The sequence below is a fragment of the Salmonella sp. SAL04196 genome, from assembly GCF_046550835.1.
Taxonomy (GTDB): Bacteria; Pseudomonadota; Gammaproteobacteria; order Enterobacterales; family Enterobacteriaceae; genus Salmonella; species Salmonella enterica.
Map to the genome: position 1 here is coordinate 62,473 of NZ_JBGDXE010000006.1, position 21,820 is coordinate 84,292.

General features: G+C 45.5%; 5 protein-coding genes. All 5 read left to right on the plus strand.

Translation table 11 applies throughout. The annotated features are described in order from the left end of the window. The first annotated feature begins 499 nt into the window (after positions 1 to 499). Genes siiA through siiE form a run of 5 tightly spaced genes read left to right on the plus strand, consistent with a single transcriptional unit; the run spans position 500 to position 21,802 of the window. Positions 500 to 1,132: an SPI-4 type I secretion system auxiliary protein SiiA gene (gene siiA, locus ACLJPE_RS18870; RefSeq protein ID WP_000389239.1), complete on the plus strand. Its 633-nt coding sequence runs from the start codon at positions 500 to 502 to the stop codon at positions 1,130 to 1,132. Then, positions 1,129 to 2,517 (plus strand): MotA/TolQ/ExbB proton channel family protein, encoded by a 1,389-nt coding sequence (locus ACLJPE_RS18875; RefSeq protein WP_023228454.1) that lies wholly within the window; start codon positions 1,129 to 1,131, stop codon positions 2,515 to 2,517. The genes siiA and ACLJPE_RS18875 overlap by 4 nt, the downstream gene beginning before the upstream one ends. Next, the gene (gene siiC, locus ACLJPE_RS18880; protein WP_001749704.1) at positions 2,507 to 3,826 is read left to right on the plus strand and encodes an SPI-4 type I secretion system protein SiiC; all 1,320 of its coding nucleotides are present in this window, start codon (positions 2,507 to 2,509) and stop codon (positions 3,824 to 3,826) included. The genes ACLJPE_RS18875 and siiC overlap by 11 nt, the downstream gene beginning before the upstream one ends. Next, entirely contained in the window at positions 3,823 to 5,100 is a 1,278-nt protein-coding gene (gene siiD, locus ACLJPE_RS18885; protein WP_001081935.1) for an SPI-4 type I secretion system protein SiiD, read from the plus strand. Before siiC ends, siiD begins: the two co-directional genes overlap by 4 nt. Positions 5,101 to 5,116: 16 nt before the next feature. After that, positions 5,117 to 21,802 (plus strand): non-fimbrial adhesin SiiE, encoded by a 16,686-nt coding sequence (siiE, locus tag ACLJPE_RS18890; protein WP_039514769.1) that lies wholly within the window; start codon positions 5,117 to 5,119, stop codon positions 21,800 to 21,802. Positions 21,803 to 21,820: the final 18 nt, after the last annotated feature.

Genomic DNA, 21,820 nt, shown 5'->3' on the forward strand with positions numbered 1-21,820 from the left:
AAGTCCCTATGACCCTATGTTTTAATTGTGAAAATTCATTTTATCCTCTGGAGGCAAATTTATTAAATACGTATGATTATAACGCGTATTAAAAAGAAATATGTCCTTAAAATGATTTAGAGTTTCAATGATTAGCTAACAAATCTATTTATCGGCGAGTGGTTTTAATTTGCTGATGACTATTTTTTATTTATGAGCTGAGAGCTTATGCGATACCTATTATTGGGGAAGATATAGTTAGTGCAATAATTGATGTATACCTAATAAAAAAATGAAGAGTGTTTTTAATTAAAGCACTCATCTTTGTTGTGGGCGCATAAAAATGGCGTCATTGTTTTTATTTTTCTGATTACGAGATGTAGGAAAACTGAAATCTATAAAGCGTATTGGTAGCAGGAAGCCAAGGGCGGTAGCGTTCACTTTCTGAATAAGTTGAGCATCCTTTATCCTTTCTAATCCACAAAAACATTTTATTCACAATGTAATATCAGGAGACAACATGGAAGACGAAAGTAATCCGTGGCCTAGTTTTGTTGATACATTCTCTACGGTATTGTGCATTTTTATATTTCTTATGTTGGTGTTTGCACTTAATAATATGATTATTATGTATGACAACTCAATTAAAGTTTATAAAGCAAATATAGAGAATAAGACTAAATCTACTGCTCAAAATAGCGGAGCCAATGACAATTCAAATCCTAATGAAATAGTTAATAAGGAAGTGAATACTCAAGATGTGTCGGACGGAATGACTACAATGTCAGGTAAGGAGGTTGGAGTATACGATATCGCCGATGGTCAGAAAATTGATATAACATCTACAAAAAATGAGCTTGTTATTACGTATCATGGCAGGCTGAGAAGCTTTTCAGAAGAGGACACTCATAAAATAAAGGCTTGGTTAGAAGACAAAATCAATAGTAATTTATTGATAGAAATGGTTATTCCTCAGGCAGACATCTCTTTCTCTGACTCTTTACGACTGGGATATGAACGGGGAATTATTTTAATGAAAGAGATTAAGAAGATATATCCTGATGTAGTTATTGACATGAGTGTTAACTCCGCAGCATCAAGTACAATGAGTAAAGCTATTATCACGACTATTAATAAAAAGGTGTCAGAGTGAAATATATAAATCATTACCGCTATTTGTTTGTCTGTTTTTTCCTTGCCATACTCCCTTTTTCCGCTTTATCTTTTCCCGGTATAAGAGAGTATGTTTTTGATAACTTTATGGTTTCTGCAATTTACAATGGAGTCATTATTGCCATTTATATTACAGGCTCTTTGTGTGCATTATTCACTATTTTTAAAAATATTTCAGCAAAAGACATATTAATAGCTCAGGACGCCAGCAGAAAAAATAGTATTCTTTCTAACCTCAATCAGATTTTGTTTTCCGGAGAACCCAAACAGTGTGATTTCAATTTGCTGATGGAATTAGATGACAATGTGTCTACCGCCCGTAACCAACGATTGTCATTTATTATGAGTTGTAGCAATGTGTCGACGCTTGTTGGCCTGTTGGGGACGTTTGCGGGTCTGTCTATTACGATTGGTTCAATCGGGAATTTATTGAGCTCGCCATCAGATGTTGGCGGTGATAATGCAAGTAATACACTCAATATGATCGTGACAATGGTAGCGTCGCTTTCTGAACCATTGAAAGGGATGAATACCGCATTTGTATCTTCTATCTATGGTGTTGTTTGCGCCATACTCCTGACCTCACAAAGTGTTTTTGTTCGCAGCTCCTATTCCCTTGTTTCTACGGAAATCAAAAAATTAAAAATCATAAGCAACAGATCCAATAATAAACAACGAAGCCTGCGGGTTGAATCAGAGACGCTTGTAGAATTTAAAGAGTTGTTTAAAGCGTTTTTTGATAACTACCTGACAGTTGAAAACTTACGGACGCAGGATGAAGAAAAGAAACGAGTGATGCTATCAGATAGCTTTGTCACTTTGCAAAACCGACTATTGGATAACTCAGCAAAACTGGAACAACTTTCTACGCTGATTGATGGTTATCTGGTAAGCAGTAACGAAAATCTCAAAAAATTATCTGACGGTGTAATAACAATTACCTCTCGTTTATCTGAAGGTAATATCCTGCTTGCTGATAATAATGCACGACTGGAGGCAATGAGTACAATACAAAATATTATAGACAAAAAGAATGATTCAATAATAGCATCAGTTGATAAATGTTATCAGGAATCTCTTTCACATGGTAAGACCATAAACGATATTGCCGCTGGCAGTGCCGATATTTCTCATACTCTCGATGGGCTGAGAACAGAAATGGATGAGGATATGAACAATGTTCATTTAGCACTATCCGATCTATCGGCTACTGATAAAAAGATTATTGCCAATACTAAAGAGATTAGTGCTGAAATGGTTAGCTACCGTGATACCTATATGCCATTAATGGAAAAAATAACATCTATGCACCAGGAAATAGTAAAGCAACGTTTGTTAAACAAGGAGGAAAAAAATGAAGATTAAGATGTTTTTTCTGACGACTGCTTTTATTACACAAAGCACATACGCCAGCGAGCTTCCGGTCATTCCTCTAAGAGATTTAGTTAATGCCGCATTAACGCATCAGCCATCTGTTGCTGTTTCATATTATGAGACTGAAAAGAAAAACAGTGACTTAGATCTTTCACGGGCAGCACTTTATCCTACCCTGGATCTAACATCTGGCCTTAATAATAACAGGAAAGAGTCATCAGGTACCGAGAGAAACGTTGAAAATAAGGTGTCTTTATCATACCGAATAACGGATTTTGGAGTGAGGGGGGCTAATATCAGGAAATCTGAATACGAAAGAGATAATAGTAAAACTGACTATGAAAAAACAAAGAATATAGTGTCTCAGGAGGTTGTGACAACCTATTACAACATCAGTAAATATCGTGAAATGATTGATGGCGTAAATCTTGAGAAAGAGTTTTATAAAAAGATGCTGGAAACTTTTTCGCTGCTGGTATCTTCCGGTGTAGCGATGCAATCTGATATGCGTAAAGTACAAGTATCTATCGATGCATTAAATACCAGAAGCATTATGTATCAGTCGATGTTGGATGATGAAATGTATAAAATGCAGAATATGACTGGTCTGAATTTATCACCAGTTCAGATTCAAAGCGATGAAAAATTCAACCTCTTCAAAAAATATATCTTTGTCGAAAGTCCTGAAAAACTTATGGACATGGTGATGAAATACAATGATGACTATAAGATGCTTGTCAATACCCGAAAAGCCGCGACCGAAGATATTAATGCCGCAAAATCATCCTATTTTCCGACTGTAGATCTCGTTTCCAGCTATGTACAGAATAACCCGAGCGGTAGTGCCAAAAAAAGTGATTATGAAGATGAATTCAAAACGGGTATCAATGTCAGTTTCAACATTTTTAATGGGTTCAGAAATTCAGCCCAGGAAAGAAAAATGGTGGCAAGTTACTCGCAGGCTAAGCTGCAAATTGACGATTTTTTGATTAAAACGCGTTATAACATTGATTCACAACTTTCAAAATACACCGCTGCAAAAGAGACTTACTCAGTGGCGGAACGTTCACATACAAACGCGTTACAGCTTACTGAGTTATATGAGCAGGAGTTTCAGTTAGGGCAAAAAAGTTTGCTTGATTTAATTTCAAGCCGTAATGAAGCATTTCAGGCATATGTAAGCATGGTCGACAGCAAATATAGCCTGTATATTTTAAAGTTACAGCAGCTCTCATTGATTTTTCATTTAATGGATTATTTAAAAGGAAATACTGAAAGTGAGTTAAATGGAATGAAATGAATAGAAGACAAAGCGATCATCTCATGATGATAATTATTTCTTTGACGATCTTAATTATTATCCTTACCTACTTTATAGAAATTAATTCAGTGGTTCATGGTCAGGGCGTTATCACTACTAAAGATAATGCTCAGTTAATATCTCTTTCTAAAGGAGGAACGATACAAGATATTTATGTGGCCGAGGGTGATACTGTAAAAAAAGGAGAACTCCTTGCAAAGGTCGTTAACCTTGATCTGCAAAAAGAATATCAAAGGTATAGAACTCAAAAAGGGTATCTGGATAAAGATGTTAACGAAATATCCTTCATTCTTGATAAAGAAAATGAGAGTGGGTTGATTACCCTGGATGGCACCCGTTCTTTAAGCAATAAAGAGGTAAAAGCGAATATTGAATTAGTGCATAGTCAGATAAGAGCTAAAGAGTTAAAAAAAACCTCTCTTGATTCTGAGATTAGCGGATTACAAGAGAAGCTGAGTTCGAAAGAAAAAGAACTAGCATTGCTTGCCGAAGAAATAAATATTCTTTCCCCACTGGTAAAAAAAGGAATTAGCCCATATACCAATTTTCTTAACAAGAAACAGGCGTATATAAAAGTTAAGTCTGAAATTAATGATATTGAAAGTAGCATCACTTTAAAAAAAGATGATATTGAGCTGGTTGTTAATGATATTGAGGCGCTTAATAATGAATTGCGATTATCTTTATCTAAAATAATATCTAAAAATCTTCAGGAACTTGAGGTTGTTAACTCTACATTAAAAGTAATAGAGAAGCAGATAAATGAGGAGGATATCTATTCACCGGTTGACGGTGTGATTTATAAAATCAATAAAAGTGCCACTACTCATGGTGGTGTGATTCAGGCGGCGGACTTACTTTTTGAAATAAAACCAAAAGTAAGGACTATGCTGGCCGATGTGAAAATACTACCCAAATACCGTGACCAAATATATGTAGATGAAGCCGTTAAGCTGGATGTCCAGTCAATTATCCAACCAAAGATAAAATCGTATAATGCGACTATCGATAATATTAGCCCTGATTCCTATGAGGAAAATACCGGAGGAACAATTCAGCGTTATTATAAAGTAATTATTGCATTCGATGTTAATGAAGATGATTTACGGTGGTTAAAACCAGGTATGACTGTTGACGCCAGTGTAATTACCGGAAAACACAGCATTATGGAATACCTGTTATCTCCCTTGATGAAAGGCGTGGACAAAGCCTTTTCAGAACCAGTTAATACTAAACGATTAGATACACCTTGAGAGTGAATATAATATTATGGGAAATAAAAGCATACAAAAGTTTTTTGCCGATCAAAATTCTGTAATTGATTTATCTTCTTTGGGTAATGCCAAAGGCGCAAAAGTTTCTCTTTCCGGGCCAGACATGAACATTACGACGCCGCATGGGTCAGTGATCATTGTCAATGGCGCTCTTTATTCAAGTATCAAAGGTAATAACCTCGCTGTTAAATTTAAAGATAAGACTATTACCGGCGCTAAAATTCTGGGCAGCGTAGATTTAAAAGATATTCAACTAGAGAGAATTGACAGCTCATTGGTTGATTCTGCTCAGGTAGAAAAGAAAGGTAATGGCAAACGACGAAATAAGAAGGAAGAAGAGGAATTAAAAAAGCAGCTTGACGAGGCTGAAAACGCAAAGAAAGAAGCTGATAAGGCGAAGGAAGAAGCTGAGAAAGCTAAGGAGGCTGCAGAAAAAGCGCTCAATGAAGCGTTTGAAGTACAGAACTCGTCAAAGCAAATTGAAGAAATGCTGCAGAACTTTTTGGCTGACAATGTAGCAAAAGACAATCTGGCTCAGCAAAGCGATGCTTCCCAGCAAAATACACAGGCTAAAGCAACGCAGGCTTCTAAACAGAACGATGCTGAAAAAGTTCTTCCTCAACCTATTAATAAAAATACCAGCACTGGCAAAAGTAATAGCAGTAAAAATGAGGAAAATAAGCTCGATGCCGAGTCTGTTAAAGAGCCGCTTAAAGTCACATTAGCGCTTGCGGCCGAGAGTAACAGCGGTAGCAAAGATGATAGTATAACTAATTTTACCAAACCTCAGTTTGTAGGTAGCACTGCTCCCAATGCCACGGTCATTATTAAAATTAATGGTATTGCTGTCGGTCAGGCTGTAGCGGATAGTTTGGGTAACTTCACCTTCACTGCGCCTGAAACATTGACTGATGGAACATACAATCTGGAGGCAGAGGCCAAGACTGCTGATGGGAGCGGTAGCGCCAAACTTGTCATTACTATCGATTCCGTTACCGATAAGCCAACATTTGAACTTTCGCCTGAAAGTAGTGTGTCTGGTCATAAGGGCTTAACGCCGACCTTGACGCCTTCAATTGTTGGTACGGCGGAAGAGAATGCCAAGGTTGACATTTATGTAGATAATAAACTGGTTGCCAGCGTTGATGTCGATAAAGATGGAAACTGGAGTTATGAATTTAAAGATAATGAATTATCTGAGGGCGAAAATAGTATAAAAGTCGTTGCCGTAGATAAGGCAGGTAATAAAAACGAAACGACGGATAGTATCATAACCGACACCATTGCTCCGGAAAAGCCGACGATTGAGCTGGATGATAGTAGTGATTCCGGCATTAAAAATGACAGCATTACAAATAGCACCCTGCCAACATTTATTGGTGTGGCGGAACCCGGTTCTACAGTCTCTATTTATCTTGGACTTAAACATCTTGGTGAGGTCATTGTTGCTAAAGATGGGACATGGAGCTATACGCTTACTACGCCGCTCAAGGATGGCGAATACAATATAACAGCAACAGCTACTGATATTGCCGGGCATACCTCAGCGACGGCAAATCTGCCTTTTACTATTGATACCCGTATCAGCTATTTCAGCGCTGAGATTGAAACTACTGATGATAGCGGTATTGTTGGAGATAACGTTACTAACAATACTCGCCCAACCTTTACAGGTAAAACTGAGCCAAATGCTATTATCAGTGTCATAAATAGTGAGACTGGCGAAGAGGTTATTTTTAAAGCGAATGACAAGGGCGAATGGACGTTCAATTTCACTTCCGACTCAGTGGAAGGGGTTAACAATCTTACGTTCACTGTTGAAGATGTCGCTGGCAACAAAAAGGATTTTTCCTTTAGTTACGTTATCGATACTGTTGCCCCTGTACCTCCGACAGTTTCTTTGGAGGATTTTGTTGTTTTACCGAATGGTATAATTTTATCAGGGAATGATTTACCGGCTTTAGTCGGTACGGCAGAGCCAAAGTCTACCATCTTATTGATGCGAGATGGTAAATTATATGACAGCATTGAGGTTGACTCAAACGGGACCTGGAATTATCAGTTTAGTAATAAATTTCTTCAGGGTGCCTATGATATTGAAATCATTTCTCAGGATGCCGCCGGTAATAAATCCTCTACTGTTAAATATTCTTTTACTATTCAAACTGAAGTTGTACCTCCAAAAGCGGAACTCGATGCCAGTGATGATTCCGGTGCAAAAGGCGACTGGATTACCAATAAACATAATGCTCTGACATTACTGGGAACAGCGGATAGGTTTGCTACCGTAAATATCCTTATCGATGGTAAAACGATAGGCGTGACGACTGCGGATGCAGACGGTAACTGGAATTTTGATATTTCCCGAAATCTGTCTGACAATGTTTATAAGATTACGGTTGAATCCATCGATCCTTTAGGAAGAACGTCATCTGTAGATTATCAGCTTACCATTGATAGCTTTACGCCGATCCCTACTGTTATGTTGCATGATAGCGCTGATTCTGGCGTTAAAGGCGATATGATTACTAAAATTAATACGCCGTTGTTTACCGGGATGGCTGAAGCTAATGCTAAGGTTTCCATCTATGTTGACGGTGTGTTAAGTGGCGAGGCTATTGCTGGCGATGATGGTGTATGGAATTTTCAATTTACCACAGCGTTATCCGATGGCTCGCATGACGTAACGGTAAAGGTAGAAGATATTGCCGGTAATACTGCCTCCTCATCAGCGTATAATTTCCAAATCGTAACGCAAACACAAAAACCAACAATAGAGTTGGTCAACGATACGGGGGTTGATAATACAGACCATATTATTAATGAAAAGAATCCTGCACTGACAGGAACCGCTGCACCCTATTCAACGGTTAAACTCTATATTGATGGTGCGCTGATCGCTGAGGTCAGAACAAATAAAGATGGCAGATGGGAGTATACTCTAAAAGCCGATCAAGGTTTGGTTGATGGCGATCATAGAATAACCGCTTCAGTTGAAGATATCGCTGGCAACATTGCCCATTCGGATCCTTTCTTAATTAGCGTCGATACTGCTATTTCAATACCGATAGTTTCATTGAGCCCGGATTCAGATTCGGGAATTTCAGATGATAATTTAACGAATATCGTTAAACCTACCTTGCACCTAAAAGATATTGATCCGGACATTATCAGTGTGCAGGTATGGGATGCCGCGTCTGATACGCAGATCGGTGTTGCCACGCAACAACCTGATGGTTCATGGGCCTATACCTTTACTTCAGATTTAACGGAAGGCTTGCATCAGGTTTATGTCAAGGTTGAGGACATTGCGGGTAATAAAGCGAACAGCGCGGTATTCGATTTTACTATCGATACCACAGTATCAACGCCGGTGATTTCCCTGCTTTCTAAGGATGATACGGGGGTTACAGGCGATAACCTGACCAACATCAATAAGCCAGGTTTTGCTATTTCCGGTGTTGATGCCGATGCGCATCGGGTCGTCGTACAGGTGATGCACAATGGCGTGAGCGAAGAGATCGAACTTTCTCACCTCAATGGTAGTTGGTTATTTACACCAGGGAATACGTGGGCGGATGGCAGCTACACGTTAACGGTGAAAGTAGAAGATAAGGCAGGAAATACCAACTACTCAGCACCGCTGACGGTCGTTATCGATACCCAAATCGCCATTGATGGGGTGGAACTGGTCAACGATAGCGGCGTGAAAGGCGATAATATGACCAACGACGACCGTCCCCACTTTCGTGTGACGGTACCGACCGATGTCAATGAAGTCCGTCTGAGCATTGACGGTGGTAATTCGTGGGTTCAGGCAACTCCGGGCGTGGCAGGAAGCTGGGAGTATATCTGGCCGACAGACCTGGCAGATGGTCAATACACGCTAACGGTGGAAGCGACTGATAAAGCAGGCAATACAGTGACGAAGACCATCGATTTCGCGGTGGATACCACGCTGTCAGTGCCGGTCATCGTACTGAATAGCGCGGACGATACCGGTGTCCAGGGCGATAACATGACGAATAGCACCCAGCCGACATTCGCCCTGCAGCATATTGATGATGATGCCGTTCGCGTTACGGTCAGCGTGGAGCATGGCGGCGTCACCACCACATTTGACGCCACGAAAGGCGTAGGCGGATGGAGCTTTACGCCGACAGGGGCGTGGGCGGATGGTGATTATACCCTGAGTGTGTCAGTCGAAGATAAAGCGGGAAACACCAGCCATTCGGCATCGCTGACGGTGACGGTGGACACGCAAATCGCCATTAATAACATTGAACTGGTCAATGACAGCGGTATTCCCAACGATAATCTGACTAATAACGTGCGTCCGCACTTCCAGGTGACGGTACCGACGGATGTCAACGTGGTGCGCCTGAGCATTGACGGCGGCAAGACGTGGTTCAACGCTACCCAGAACGCGACGCCGGGCGTCTGGGATTATATCTGGCCGGATGATGTGGCCGACGGAGGCTATACCCTGACGGTAGAAGCGACCGATGAGGCGGGAAATAAGACAACACAGACGCTCGATTTCACCATCGATACCACTCTGTCTGTGCCGACCCTCTCGCTGGACAGCGCAGATGACAGCGGCATCGCGGGCGATAATATCACCAATGTTAAAACGCCGGGCTTTACCCTCAACAATATTGATACCGATGTCAGCCGGGTAACAGTGGAGGTAATGCACAATGGCATTAAACAGGAGGTGCCACTGGTTCAGACCGGCGGACAGTGGCGCTTTGCGCCGACCAGCGACTGGGCGGACGGCGACTATATCCTGACGGTGAAGGTAGAAGATAGGGCCGGAAATGTGAAGCAGTCCGCGCCGTTGACGGTGACAGTGGACACGCATATCGCCATTGACCGTATTGAACTGGTTAACGACAGCGGTATCCCCGGCGATAATCTGACCAATGAAGCGCGCCCGCACTTTCAGGTGACAGTACCGGCGGATGTTAACGGTGTAAGACTGAGTATTGATGGCGGCAAAACGTGGTTTGACGCCACGCAGAGCGCGACGTCGGGCGTCTGGGATTATACCTGGCTGACGAATGTGGCTAACGGCCCTCACACCCTGATGGTGGAAGCGTCCGACAAGGCGGGAAACAAAACGACGCAGAAACTGGACTTCATCATCGATACCATGCTGTCAGAACCGACGATTACCCTGGACAGTGCGGATGACAGCGCCGCTGGCGATAACATCACCAACGTTAAGATGCCAGGCTTTACCCTCGGTAATATCGACGCCGACGTGACCAAAGTGGTGGTGACGGTGGCGCATGATGGTAAGAACCAACAGATAGAGTTGATTAAGAACGGCGGTGTGTGGCGCTTTACGCCGGGCGCAGCCTGGACCGATGGCGACTATACGCTGACGGTAAAGGTAGAAGATAAGGCGGGTAATACAAATTATTCTGCGCCGCTGACGGTGACTATCGATACGCAAACGTCTATTGATCGCATTGAACTTCTTAATGACACGGGTATTGTCGGGGATAACCTGACCAATGAAGCACGTCCACAGTTTCATATTACGGTACCGACGGACGTGAACTCTGTGCAACTGAGTCTTGATGGCGGCATCAACTGGGTTAACGCAACGCTGACGCCCGACGGCGTTTGGGAGTATATATGGCCGACAGATCTGGTCGAAAATACGTATACCCTGACAGTGAAAGCAACCGATGTTGCAGGCAACACGGCGACGGAAACGCTCAATTTTATCATTGATACCACATTGTCGACACCGACCATCACGCTGGATAGCGCAGATGATAGCGGCACCGCCAACGATAATAAGACTAACGTTAAAACACCGGGTTTTATTATCGGCGGTATTGATTCTGACGTGACTCAGGTCGTCGTGCAGGTGATGCGCGATGGTCACAGCGAGGAGGTGGAGCTGACGCAGACTAACGGGCAGTGGCGTTTTGTACCCGGCAGCGCGTGGACTGATGGCGACTATACGCTGACGGTAACGGTGAAAGATGAGGCGGGTAATATTCGCCACTCAGCGCCGTTGACGGTTACCATCGATACGCAAATCGCCATTGACCATATTGAACTGGTCAATGACAGCGGTATTCCCGACGATAATCTGACCAATGAAGCGCGCCCGCACTTCCAGGTGACGGTACCGACGGATGTCAACGTGGTGCGCCTGAGCATTGACGGCGGCAAGACGTGGTTCAACGCTACCCAGAGCGCGACGCCGGGCGTCTGGGATTATACCTGGCTGGCTGATGTGGGAGAGGGTAAGCATACCCTGACAGTGGAGGCGACCGACAAGGCGGGAAACAAAACGACGCAGCAACTGGACTTCATCATCGATACCCTACTGTCAGAACCGACTATCGTGCTGGACAACACGGACGACAGCGGAACAAAAGGCGATAACCTGACCAACGTAAATAAGCCGACGTTTTTACTGGGCAATATTGACGCAGACGCGCGGTATGTCACGGTTGAGGTGCAGCATGGCGGCACGAAAGAAGTGCTGACGGCCACCAAAGACGCGACCGGCAACTGGAGCGTAACACCGACCGGCACATGGGCAGATGGCGACTATACGCTGACGGTGAGGGTGGAAGATGAGGCGGGGAACGAAAAACACTCAGCGTCGCTGACGGTCACTGTTGATACCCAAATCACCATTGATGCTATTGAACTGGTTAATGATAACGGTATTCCCGGCGACAATATGACTAACGACGCCCATCCGCAGTTCCGCGTGACGGTACCGGGGGACGTTAACGAAGTCAGTCTGAGCATTGACGGTGGCGTGACCTGGGTTAAGGCGACACAGAGCGCGACGCCGGGCGTCTGGAATTATACCTGGCCGGGCACCGTGCCGGATGGCGACTATACGCTGAATGTGAAAGCGACTGACAATGCGGGTAATACGGTGACGGAGACACTCCACTTCACTATTGATACCACGCTGTCGACGCCGGTCATCGTACTGGATAGCGCGGACGACACCGGCATCCAGGGCGATAACATGACTAATCGCACCCAGCCGACATTTAACCTGCAACATATTGATGATGATGCCGTTCGCGTTACGGTCAGCGTGGAGCATGGCGGCGTCACCACCACATTTGACGCCACGAAAGGCGTAGGCGGATGGACCTTTACGCCGCCGACATCATGGGGGGCGGGCGATTATACCCTGAGTGTGTCAGTCGAAGATAAAGCGGGGAACACCAGCCATTCGGCATCGCTGACGGTGACGGTGGACACGCAAATCGCCATTAATAACATTGAACTGGTCAATGACAGCGGTATTCCCGACGATAATCTGACTAATAACGTGCGTCCGCAGTTCCAGGTGAAGGTACCGACGGATGTTAACGAGGTGCGCCTGAGCATTGACGGCGGCAAGACATGGTTCAACGCTACCCAGAGCGCGACGCCGGGCGTCTGGGATTATACCTGGCTGGCTGATGTGGGAGAGGGGAAGCATACCCTGACAGTGGAGGCGACCGACAAGGCGGGAAACCAGACGACGCAGAAACTGGACTTCATCATCGATACCCTACTGTCAGAACCGACTATCGTGCTGGACAACACGGACGACAGCGGAACAAAAGGCGATAACCTGACCAACGCGAATAAGCCGACGTTTTTACTGGGTAATATTGACGCAGACGCGCGGTATGTCACGGTTGAAGTGCAGCATGGCAGCACGAAAGAAGTGCTGACGGCCACCAAAGGCGCGACCGGCATCTGGAGCGTGACACCGACCGGCACATGGGCAGATGGCGACTATACGCTGACGGTGAGGGTGGAGGATGAAGCGGGTAACGTAAAATACTCGGCGCCGCTGACGGTCACGGTTGATACCCAAATCACCATCGATGTTATTGAACTGGTTAATGATAACGGTATTCCCGGCGACAACCTGACCAATGACGTTCGTCCACACTTCCGCGTCACGGTGCCAGGGGATGTCAACGAGGTACGTCTGAGTATCGACGGCGGTAATACGTGGGTTCGTGCAACACAGGGCACGGCAGGGATCTGGGATTACACCTGGCCGAAAGATGTGACCGACGGGCTACATACCCTGACGGTAGAAGCGACCGATAAGGCGGGAAATAAGACGACGCAGACGCTCGATTTTACCATTGATACCCGGCTGTCAACGCCTACCATCACTATGGATAGCAGGGACGATACAGGTGCCATTGGCGATCATATTACGAGCGTCAAAAGACCGGGCTTTACCATTGGCAATATTGACGCCGATGCGCAATCGGTCATTTTGCGGATCACACAGGGCGGCAATAGCCAGGAAGTGATACTAACCCAGGTTGGAGGACAGTGGCGCTTTACGCCAGATGCTGACTGGGCGGACGGTAGCTATACACTGACGGTAGAGGTAACGGATAACGCAGGAAACGTTCGTCAGTCCACGCCGCTGATAGTGACGGTAGATACGCAAACCAGCATTACTGATATTACATTGGTCAATGATCATGGCGTGCCGGATGACAATCTAACTAACAGCACCCGTCCGCAGTTTGAGATCACGGTGCCGGCGGATGTGAATTCTGTGCAACTGAGCATTGATGGCGGCGCAAACTGGGTGAGCGCGGCGCAGGGTATCGAAGGCGTCTGGGGCTATACCTGGCCAACGGATATGGGCGATGGAAAACACACCCTAACCGTCATGGTCACCGACAGAGCGGGCAATACGGCGACGCAAACGCTTGAATTTTTCATCGACACCCGGTTGTCGACGCCGACCATTGCGCTGGATAGCACGGATGATACCGGTACGCCTGGCGATGATATGACCAATCGCACCCGGCCGACCTTTATTCTGCAGAATATCGATTCGGATGTTATCAACGTTACAGTCAGCGTCACGCATAATGGAACGACAACCTCGTTTACTGCGACACAGGGGGCTGGAGGATGGAGCTTTACACCGCCAGCGCCGTGGGGCGACGGTGATTATACGCTGACGGTGACAGTGGAGGATCGGGCGGGAAATACGCGTCCGTCTACGCCGCTGACGGTGACAGTGGATACGCAAATAGCCATTGATCATATTGAATTAGTCAACGATAGCGGCGTCCCTGGCGATAATATCACAAAACATGTGCGTCCGCAGTTCCAGATCTCGGTACCGGATGATGTGGAAAAGGTTCTTCTGAGTATTGACGGCGGCACGACCTGGGTTACTGCAATCAAGAGTTCGACGGCTGGCATTTGGGATTACACCTGGCCGACGGATATGCCAGAGGGACAGCATACCCTGATCGTGGAAGTGACTGACGGTGCGGGTAATAAGATGACGGGGACGCTCGATTTCACTATCGACATCACGTTGTTGACGCCAACCATTGAGCTAGCGCCCGATCAGGATACCGGACAGAATAAGAACGATAATCTGACCAGTGTCACTCAGCCGGTATTTGTGTTGGGGAGTATCGATAAAGATGTTCGACACGTGGAATTGAGTATTGAGCATAACGGCACGTTTAAAACGGTGGTACTCACCGAATCAGCCGACGGCTGGCGTTATCGACCGGATTCTGCTTTGGCGGACGGTAGCTACACATTCACCGTGACGGTAACAGATGTGGCAGGCAACCAGCAAACATCCGCGCCTTTAAAGGTGACGATAGACGGTACGTTGACTACGCCGGTGATTGAACTGGCAGCTGGCGAAGATAGCGGTACTGTTGGCGATCGCCTCACCAATCACGATCGGCCGGTGTTCGACATACGCCAGGTTGATTCTGACGTTACGCGCGTGATGGTCAAAGTAACTTACAACGGTAAAACGCACGAGGAAGCGGCGGTATTCACCAATGGTCAATGGCGCTTTACGCCTTCTGCGAGCTGGGCTGATGGCTCATATCAGTTAGCCGTTGTGGTGGAAGATCTGGCGGGGAATGTAAAAGAATCTGCGCCGTTAGAGGTGCGTATTGATACCACGACAACCATTAACAATATCGTATTGCTTAATGATACTGGCGTGCAGAATGATCAATTAACGAATGTTGCCAAACCGTCATTCAGAATTGACGTTCCCGGTGATGTCATCCAGGTACGCGTAACCCTGGATGGTGGCGCTAACTGGAATGTGATACGCAAAAATGCCGACGGACAGTGGATTTTTGACAGCCCGAATACTCTGGTTGACGGCACATATACCCTTCGCGTAGAGGCCACGGATGAGGCAGGTAATATTGCGAATAAAGATTTAGTATTTAATATCGATACTAATATACAGGTTCCGACTATTGCTTTAGACGCAGGACAAGATACCGGAGCGAATACAGCCGATAATATCACTAATATTTCACGACCCACCTTTACGATTGGTAATGTTGACCCCGATGTTATTAAAGTCGTGGTGACGATTGATGGTCATGATTATAACGCGACTAAGGTTGGGGCTGGTTGGCAATTTACACCAGGCAATGCCATTCCGGATGGTTCTTATAATATTACCGTTACGGTTGAAGATAAGGCCGGAAATACCGCGACATCGAAACCATTACCTGTTGTGATAGATACGACGGCTGAAATTGAAAGCGTCACGTTGGTTACAGATAGCGGTGATAGCGATGTAGATAACATTACCAAAGTCGACAAGCCGCAGTTTAGTATTGTTACCGCTGATGATATTACCCATGTGCGCGTTAAAATCGATAACGCCGCTAATTGGATTGAACTCACAAAAGGAGGGGATGGCCGCTGGATATTTAATGTCGGTTCGGCATTACCTGATGGGAAACACACTCTCTTGGTTGATGTGACTGATATCGCTGGCAACGTTGCGCAAGAAACGCTGCAGTTTACGATTGATACGACTCTGCGAGAGCCGACAATTGTACTCGATCCCACCCATGATACTGGTGATGATACTAATGATAATCTTACCAGGATTAACAAACCGGTGTTTATTATCGGTAATGTAGATAATGATGTATCACACATTGTGGTTCATATTGATGGTCGGGATTACACCATTGAAAACACAGGGGGGAATTTAACCTTTACGCCGGATCAACCGCTGTCTGACGGTCAGCATACGATCTCTGTTACCGTAACGGATATTGCTGGTAATACCAAAACATCGGCCGAACTGCAGATTGAAATCGACACGCAGGTTCAGATTGACAGTGTTACGTTAACAACAGATAGCGGCGTCAACGATCACGATAATGTCACCAATGCTACCCGTCCCTCTTTTGAAATTGCAACGCCTGATGATGTGACATCGGTGCTGGTTTCTTTCGATGGCGTAAACTGGACGCCTATCAGTAAAAATGCGGCCGGGCAGTGGGAATTTACTGCAGGTAGCGCATTGCCTGATGGTCATTATACTCTCCATGTCCAGGCGACGGATCGGGCAGGAAATACGGCAAATTCCACGCTGGGCTTCACCGTGGATACGCAGATTGACGGCCTGAGCGTCGTGATGCTGGATGACGCCGGAAAGGATTCTACGGATGGTATTACGAATATTACCTCTCCACGTTTTGAAATTTCAGCCAGAGAACCGCTGCAGAGCGTGACGGTAATTTTAAACGGGAAATCCAGCACACTGACTCAGGGGGCAGGTAATAAATGGCTGTTTACCCCTGATACACCGTTAGTGGATGGAACTTACAAAATAGAAATAGTGGCTGAAGATATCGCAGGTAATAAAATTAGCAAAGAGGTATCATTCACAATAGACACTATTGTTTCTGATCCCAGTATTGATTTGCTGGATGCGGATGATACTGGCGAAAGCGCTGTTGATAATATTACGAGTGTCACTAAACCACGTTTCGTTATTGGCAATGTACCCGCCGATATTGATACTGTTGTAATCAGAATTAACGGCGTTTCTTATCCGGTTACGGCAAATGGCAATAACCTCTGGGAATTTCAGGTTCCCGTTGCGTTAAACGATGGCGTATATGAAGCCGTTGTTGTCTTCAGAGATATTGCCGGAAATACTTCTGAAACTAAGCTGCCCTTTACCATTGATACCACGACAAGCGTCAGTGTCAGAATGGAGCCAGCGTCTGATACCGGCAGCTCCAATAGCGATAACCTTACGAATAAGCAAAATCCCAAATTCGAAGGTACTGCGGAGCCTAATGCGAAACTGGTGATTACCATTGTTGATGATAAGTCAGGTCGGGAGGTTCTAAAACACACGATTACGGTTGGCGCCGATGGCAACTGGAGTGTGACGCCGAATATACTGCCGGATGGCATGTATACCATCAACGTCGTCGCAACAGATGTCGCGGGAAATACTGCGCAAACGCAGGAAAGATTCACTATCGATACGGTTACGATCGATCCTACCATTCGCCTTTCGGATCCATCTATTGATGATCAGTATGAAGCAACCAGCCTGCGTCCTGAGTTCAAAGGGCTAGCCGAAGCGTTCTCGACGATTATGATTCAGTGGGATGGGAAAGTGGTCGGCTCGGCAAACGCCAATGCGAATGGCGAATGGAGTTGGACGCCGCCATCAGTATTAGCGCCAGGCTCCTATGTTGTGAGCATTGTTGCCAAAGATAAAGCGGGTAATGAATCGTCGCAGGTCGACTTTCCTGTCGTAATACCTGTTATTGATGTCACGCCTCCAACCATAAAGCTCAGCGAGGAGAGCGATAGTGGTGCCTTAGGAGACTTTACCACGAATAATAAAACGCCGACCCTGGTTGGGAACACGTTACCTAATGCGATTGTGAGTATTTATGTGGATGGCGTGAAGGTCGGCGAGGCGACAGCGGATACAGCGGGTCGATATACTTTCCAGTTATCGGAAATGAAAGATGGCCATTATGTCGTCCAGGTGGGTATCGTCAACCCTCGCGATAATAGCGAACTGCGTTCCACCGCCGTTGATGTCACTATCGATACCGAGGTTGCTGAACTGGTATGGAATATATCTGGAATGCATGAGGGCGGATATATCAATACGGTGACGCCGGAGATTGGCGGCACCAGTGAGCCAAACAGCAAAATCACTATCTTTGTGAATGGCGTTGAAAAAGCGATTGCTTATACGACAGGCGCAGGACATTGGGGCGTAGTATTACCTGCTTTGGGTAATGACGGTAATTATGTATTAACGTTTAAAGTTGAAGATGTTGCCGGCAATATCAGAGAGTTTGGTCCGCAGAATGTGATACTGGATACGGTAATTTCGCCGTTAACCGTGGTATTACGCGAAGCTGATGACAGTGGCAAAGTTGGCGACTGGATCACCAATAAATCTCATGTCACCATCGATGGTACTGCCGAAGCCGGAAGTACTTTAACCATCAGGAATCCGCAGGGGGTGGTTATTGCTACCCTGGTGGTAGGCAATGATGGTCGATGGAGCGCAGAATTAGATCTGCGTGAAGGTAGTAATGCCTTTGTCGTGGTATCGGAAGATAAAGCGGGCAACAGCCAACAAAAAGATATCCTGATAGAACATGATACGCAGATTGAAATCAGCGATATTTCATTAAGTCGGGATACTAATAGCGGTGATAAATATGATCTGATTACCAATAATAAGTCTCCGGTACTGGTTGCCATGACCGATCCCGGCGCGACGGTACAGGTTTATATTAATGGTGTGTTACAAGGCACAGTAGAGGCGAGTTCGTCAGGTAATATTAGCTATACCATGCCGGCAAATAGCGCCGACGGCGAGTATCAGGTGCAATTTGTTGCTACGGATACTGCTGGTAACCGGGTTGAGTCTGCGATTACAACCGTGACAATCGATTCTCAAATTGCTGTCTTTGACATTGATGAAGATTCATTACCGGCCCTCTCTAATAACCGGGCGTTGTCAGTCTCAGGTGTCGGGGAGGCAGGTTCTCAGGTCAGCATCTTTGTCGATGGTAAATTAGTCAACGTTGTTATGGTTGAGGCTGATGGCACATGGCGCGCGCCGATACTGTTGCAAGATGATGGTACGTTTAATATTCATTTCAGCATTACTGACGTTGCTGGCAACACTGAAGTGAGCAAGGATTATAGCGTGGATGTCGATTCATCAACCGACTTCCCAACGCTCAACCTTGAAGATGCGAGCAACTCTGGTTCACTTGACGATCTGATTACTAGTCACAACAAGCCTGTGTTAGTTGGCACCGCAGAAGCGGGAGCCACAATCCATATTTATGTGGATGAAAAGATCGTGGCAAATGTTCTTGTGCTTGAAGATGGAACCTGGTCCTATCAGTTTGATAATGCGTTAAAAGATGGTGAATATTCTATCCGAGTGGTTGCCGAAGACCCGGCAGGTAATACGGCAGAATCGCCTCGCTTACTCGTCACGATAGATACCAGTACGTTTATCGATAATCCTGTTATGATGGCAGGTTCTGATAACGGTATTTTCAGTAATGATAGTATAACGAGTCAAACCCGGCCTGCGTTTAGTATTTATGGAGAAATGAACCAGAGTGTTCAGATTTTCATTGATGGGGTGTTAGTCGATACGATCACGGTGACGGACAGAAATCAAGTTTATCGACCTGAGTCACCGTTGGGCGATGGTTCCCATAGCATTTATTATGTTATCACCGATAAAGCAGGCAACACGGCTACCTCGAAAACGCTAAACTTTACTATCGATACCTTAAATACGACGCCTGTCGCTATTGATTCTATCGGCGGACAAACGTTAGCAGAGATGACCGGTAGTGATGGCAAAATATATATAACGGACACGACACGTAACTTATTGTTTAGTGGCAGTGCCGAGCCCAATAGCAAAATAGAAATCATCATTAATGGCTTAAATGTGGGGGAAGTTTGGGTTAATGACAAAGGCCACTGGCAGATGCCGGTGAACCCGCTTTATTTCACAGAAGGCCAGCTGGATATCACTGTTAAATCTACGGACCGTGCTGGTAACGTAAATCAGGAAAAGTATTCCATTTGGGTCGATACGCATATCCAGGTATTTACCAGCGAGCTTGATGACAATAAATCATCATCGAAAACGGACTGGTGGAGTAATAGCTCCACTATTACCATGAGAGGTATGGGGGAAATTGGCGCTACGGTATCATTAATCGTGGCAGGGGTCACGCTGGCAACCGCTGTCGTTGCGGCTAATGGGCAGTGGGAGTTATCGACCGATCAGCTTCCGGAAGGGAAATACGATATCACTTTGAGTATTGAGGATAACGCAGGCAACCGTAAGGAAGAGGTACATGAAATATTTATTGATCGAACGCCGCCAAACGCTCCGGTCGTAACGTATTCAGATATTGTCAACGATCTAATTATTATGCAGGGGACGGCGGAAGCCAAATCTCAGCTAATAATAACCGATAGTAATGGGAATACTTATACGCTAACCGTTCCTGATAATGGTAAATGGAGTATGGCGATCCCGTATCCATCGGAAGGGAAGTTTACCATTACGAGTGTGGATGCGATTGGTAACCGGAGTGATGATGTCCCTCTCGATATCATGAAAGAGGTTCCCGTTATTTCATTATCTCCAGACTCAGACAGTGGTACGGTGGGCGATAATATTACGCGAGATAATCAGCCTACCTTTATTATCGGGAATCTGGAAAGCGATGTTGTGGTCGTTCAGGTCGATATCAATGGGACCGTATATAATGCTGAAAAAAATGCCGATGGCGTTTGGTTCTTTACGCCAGGTACACCGTTAGCTGATGGTTCCTATACGATATCGGTAATCGCAAGCGATGCCGCGGGTAATCAGAAAAACTCGTTACCCATTACCGTTACGATCGACAGTACGCTGACCGTGCCGGAGATTGCGCTGGCAGCAGGTGAAGGCAATGGCGCTTCAGACAGCGATAACGTGACGAATCACAATCACACCCAGCCTAAGTTCACGCTGCAGCATATTGATGCTGACGTGACCGGGGTGACCGTAAACGTGACGCATAATGGCGTGACAGACATCTATCAGGCGACGCAAGGCGCGGATGGCTGGACCTTCACGCCGCCAGCCGCCTGGAATGATGGTACCTACACGCTGAGCGTGACGGTGGTGGATCGCGCGGGGAACTCACTGCAATCTGCTTCGCTGGAGGTGACGGTTGACTCAACGGTGACGGTAACAGCGGATAGCCAGCATGACGATGCGAGCGATGACGCCACGCCAACAGCGGTTACTCCACCGGAGTCTGAAACAGTGAATGCCGAAAGCGCTACGCATCTTCGTACAGTGCCGTCTGCGGCGGAAGAAAGCGTGGTGAAGGAGACAGCCTATAGTATTACATTGTTAAACGCTGACTCTGGGGATGAAATAGATCGTTCAATTAGTCAGACACCTTCTTTTGAAATATCAGTACCTGAGAATATTGTTAATGTCAGTGTTATGTTTGAAGGAGAAGAGTTTACTCTGCCGATAACTAACCAGAAAGCAATATTCGAAGTTCCGCTATCTTTGGAAGATGGTGAATATACTATGGACGTGAAATTCCTTGATAAGGACGATGATTTCCTGATTAAGGAGAAAACATTCTCAGTCGATCACTCCTCGGCGGATATTGTGAACGCAATGAATGCAAGAGGAAAGACCGAGGATGATATTAATGATTCCCCTTCAACGAGTTCTGTAGGGCACAACAATAACGGCGCTATTGAAGTTTTCGCCGTTAATGAAGTTACGTTACCTGTAGATAATCAAGAAGAACACGCATAATAACGGAGACCCCTCACC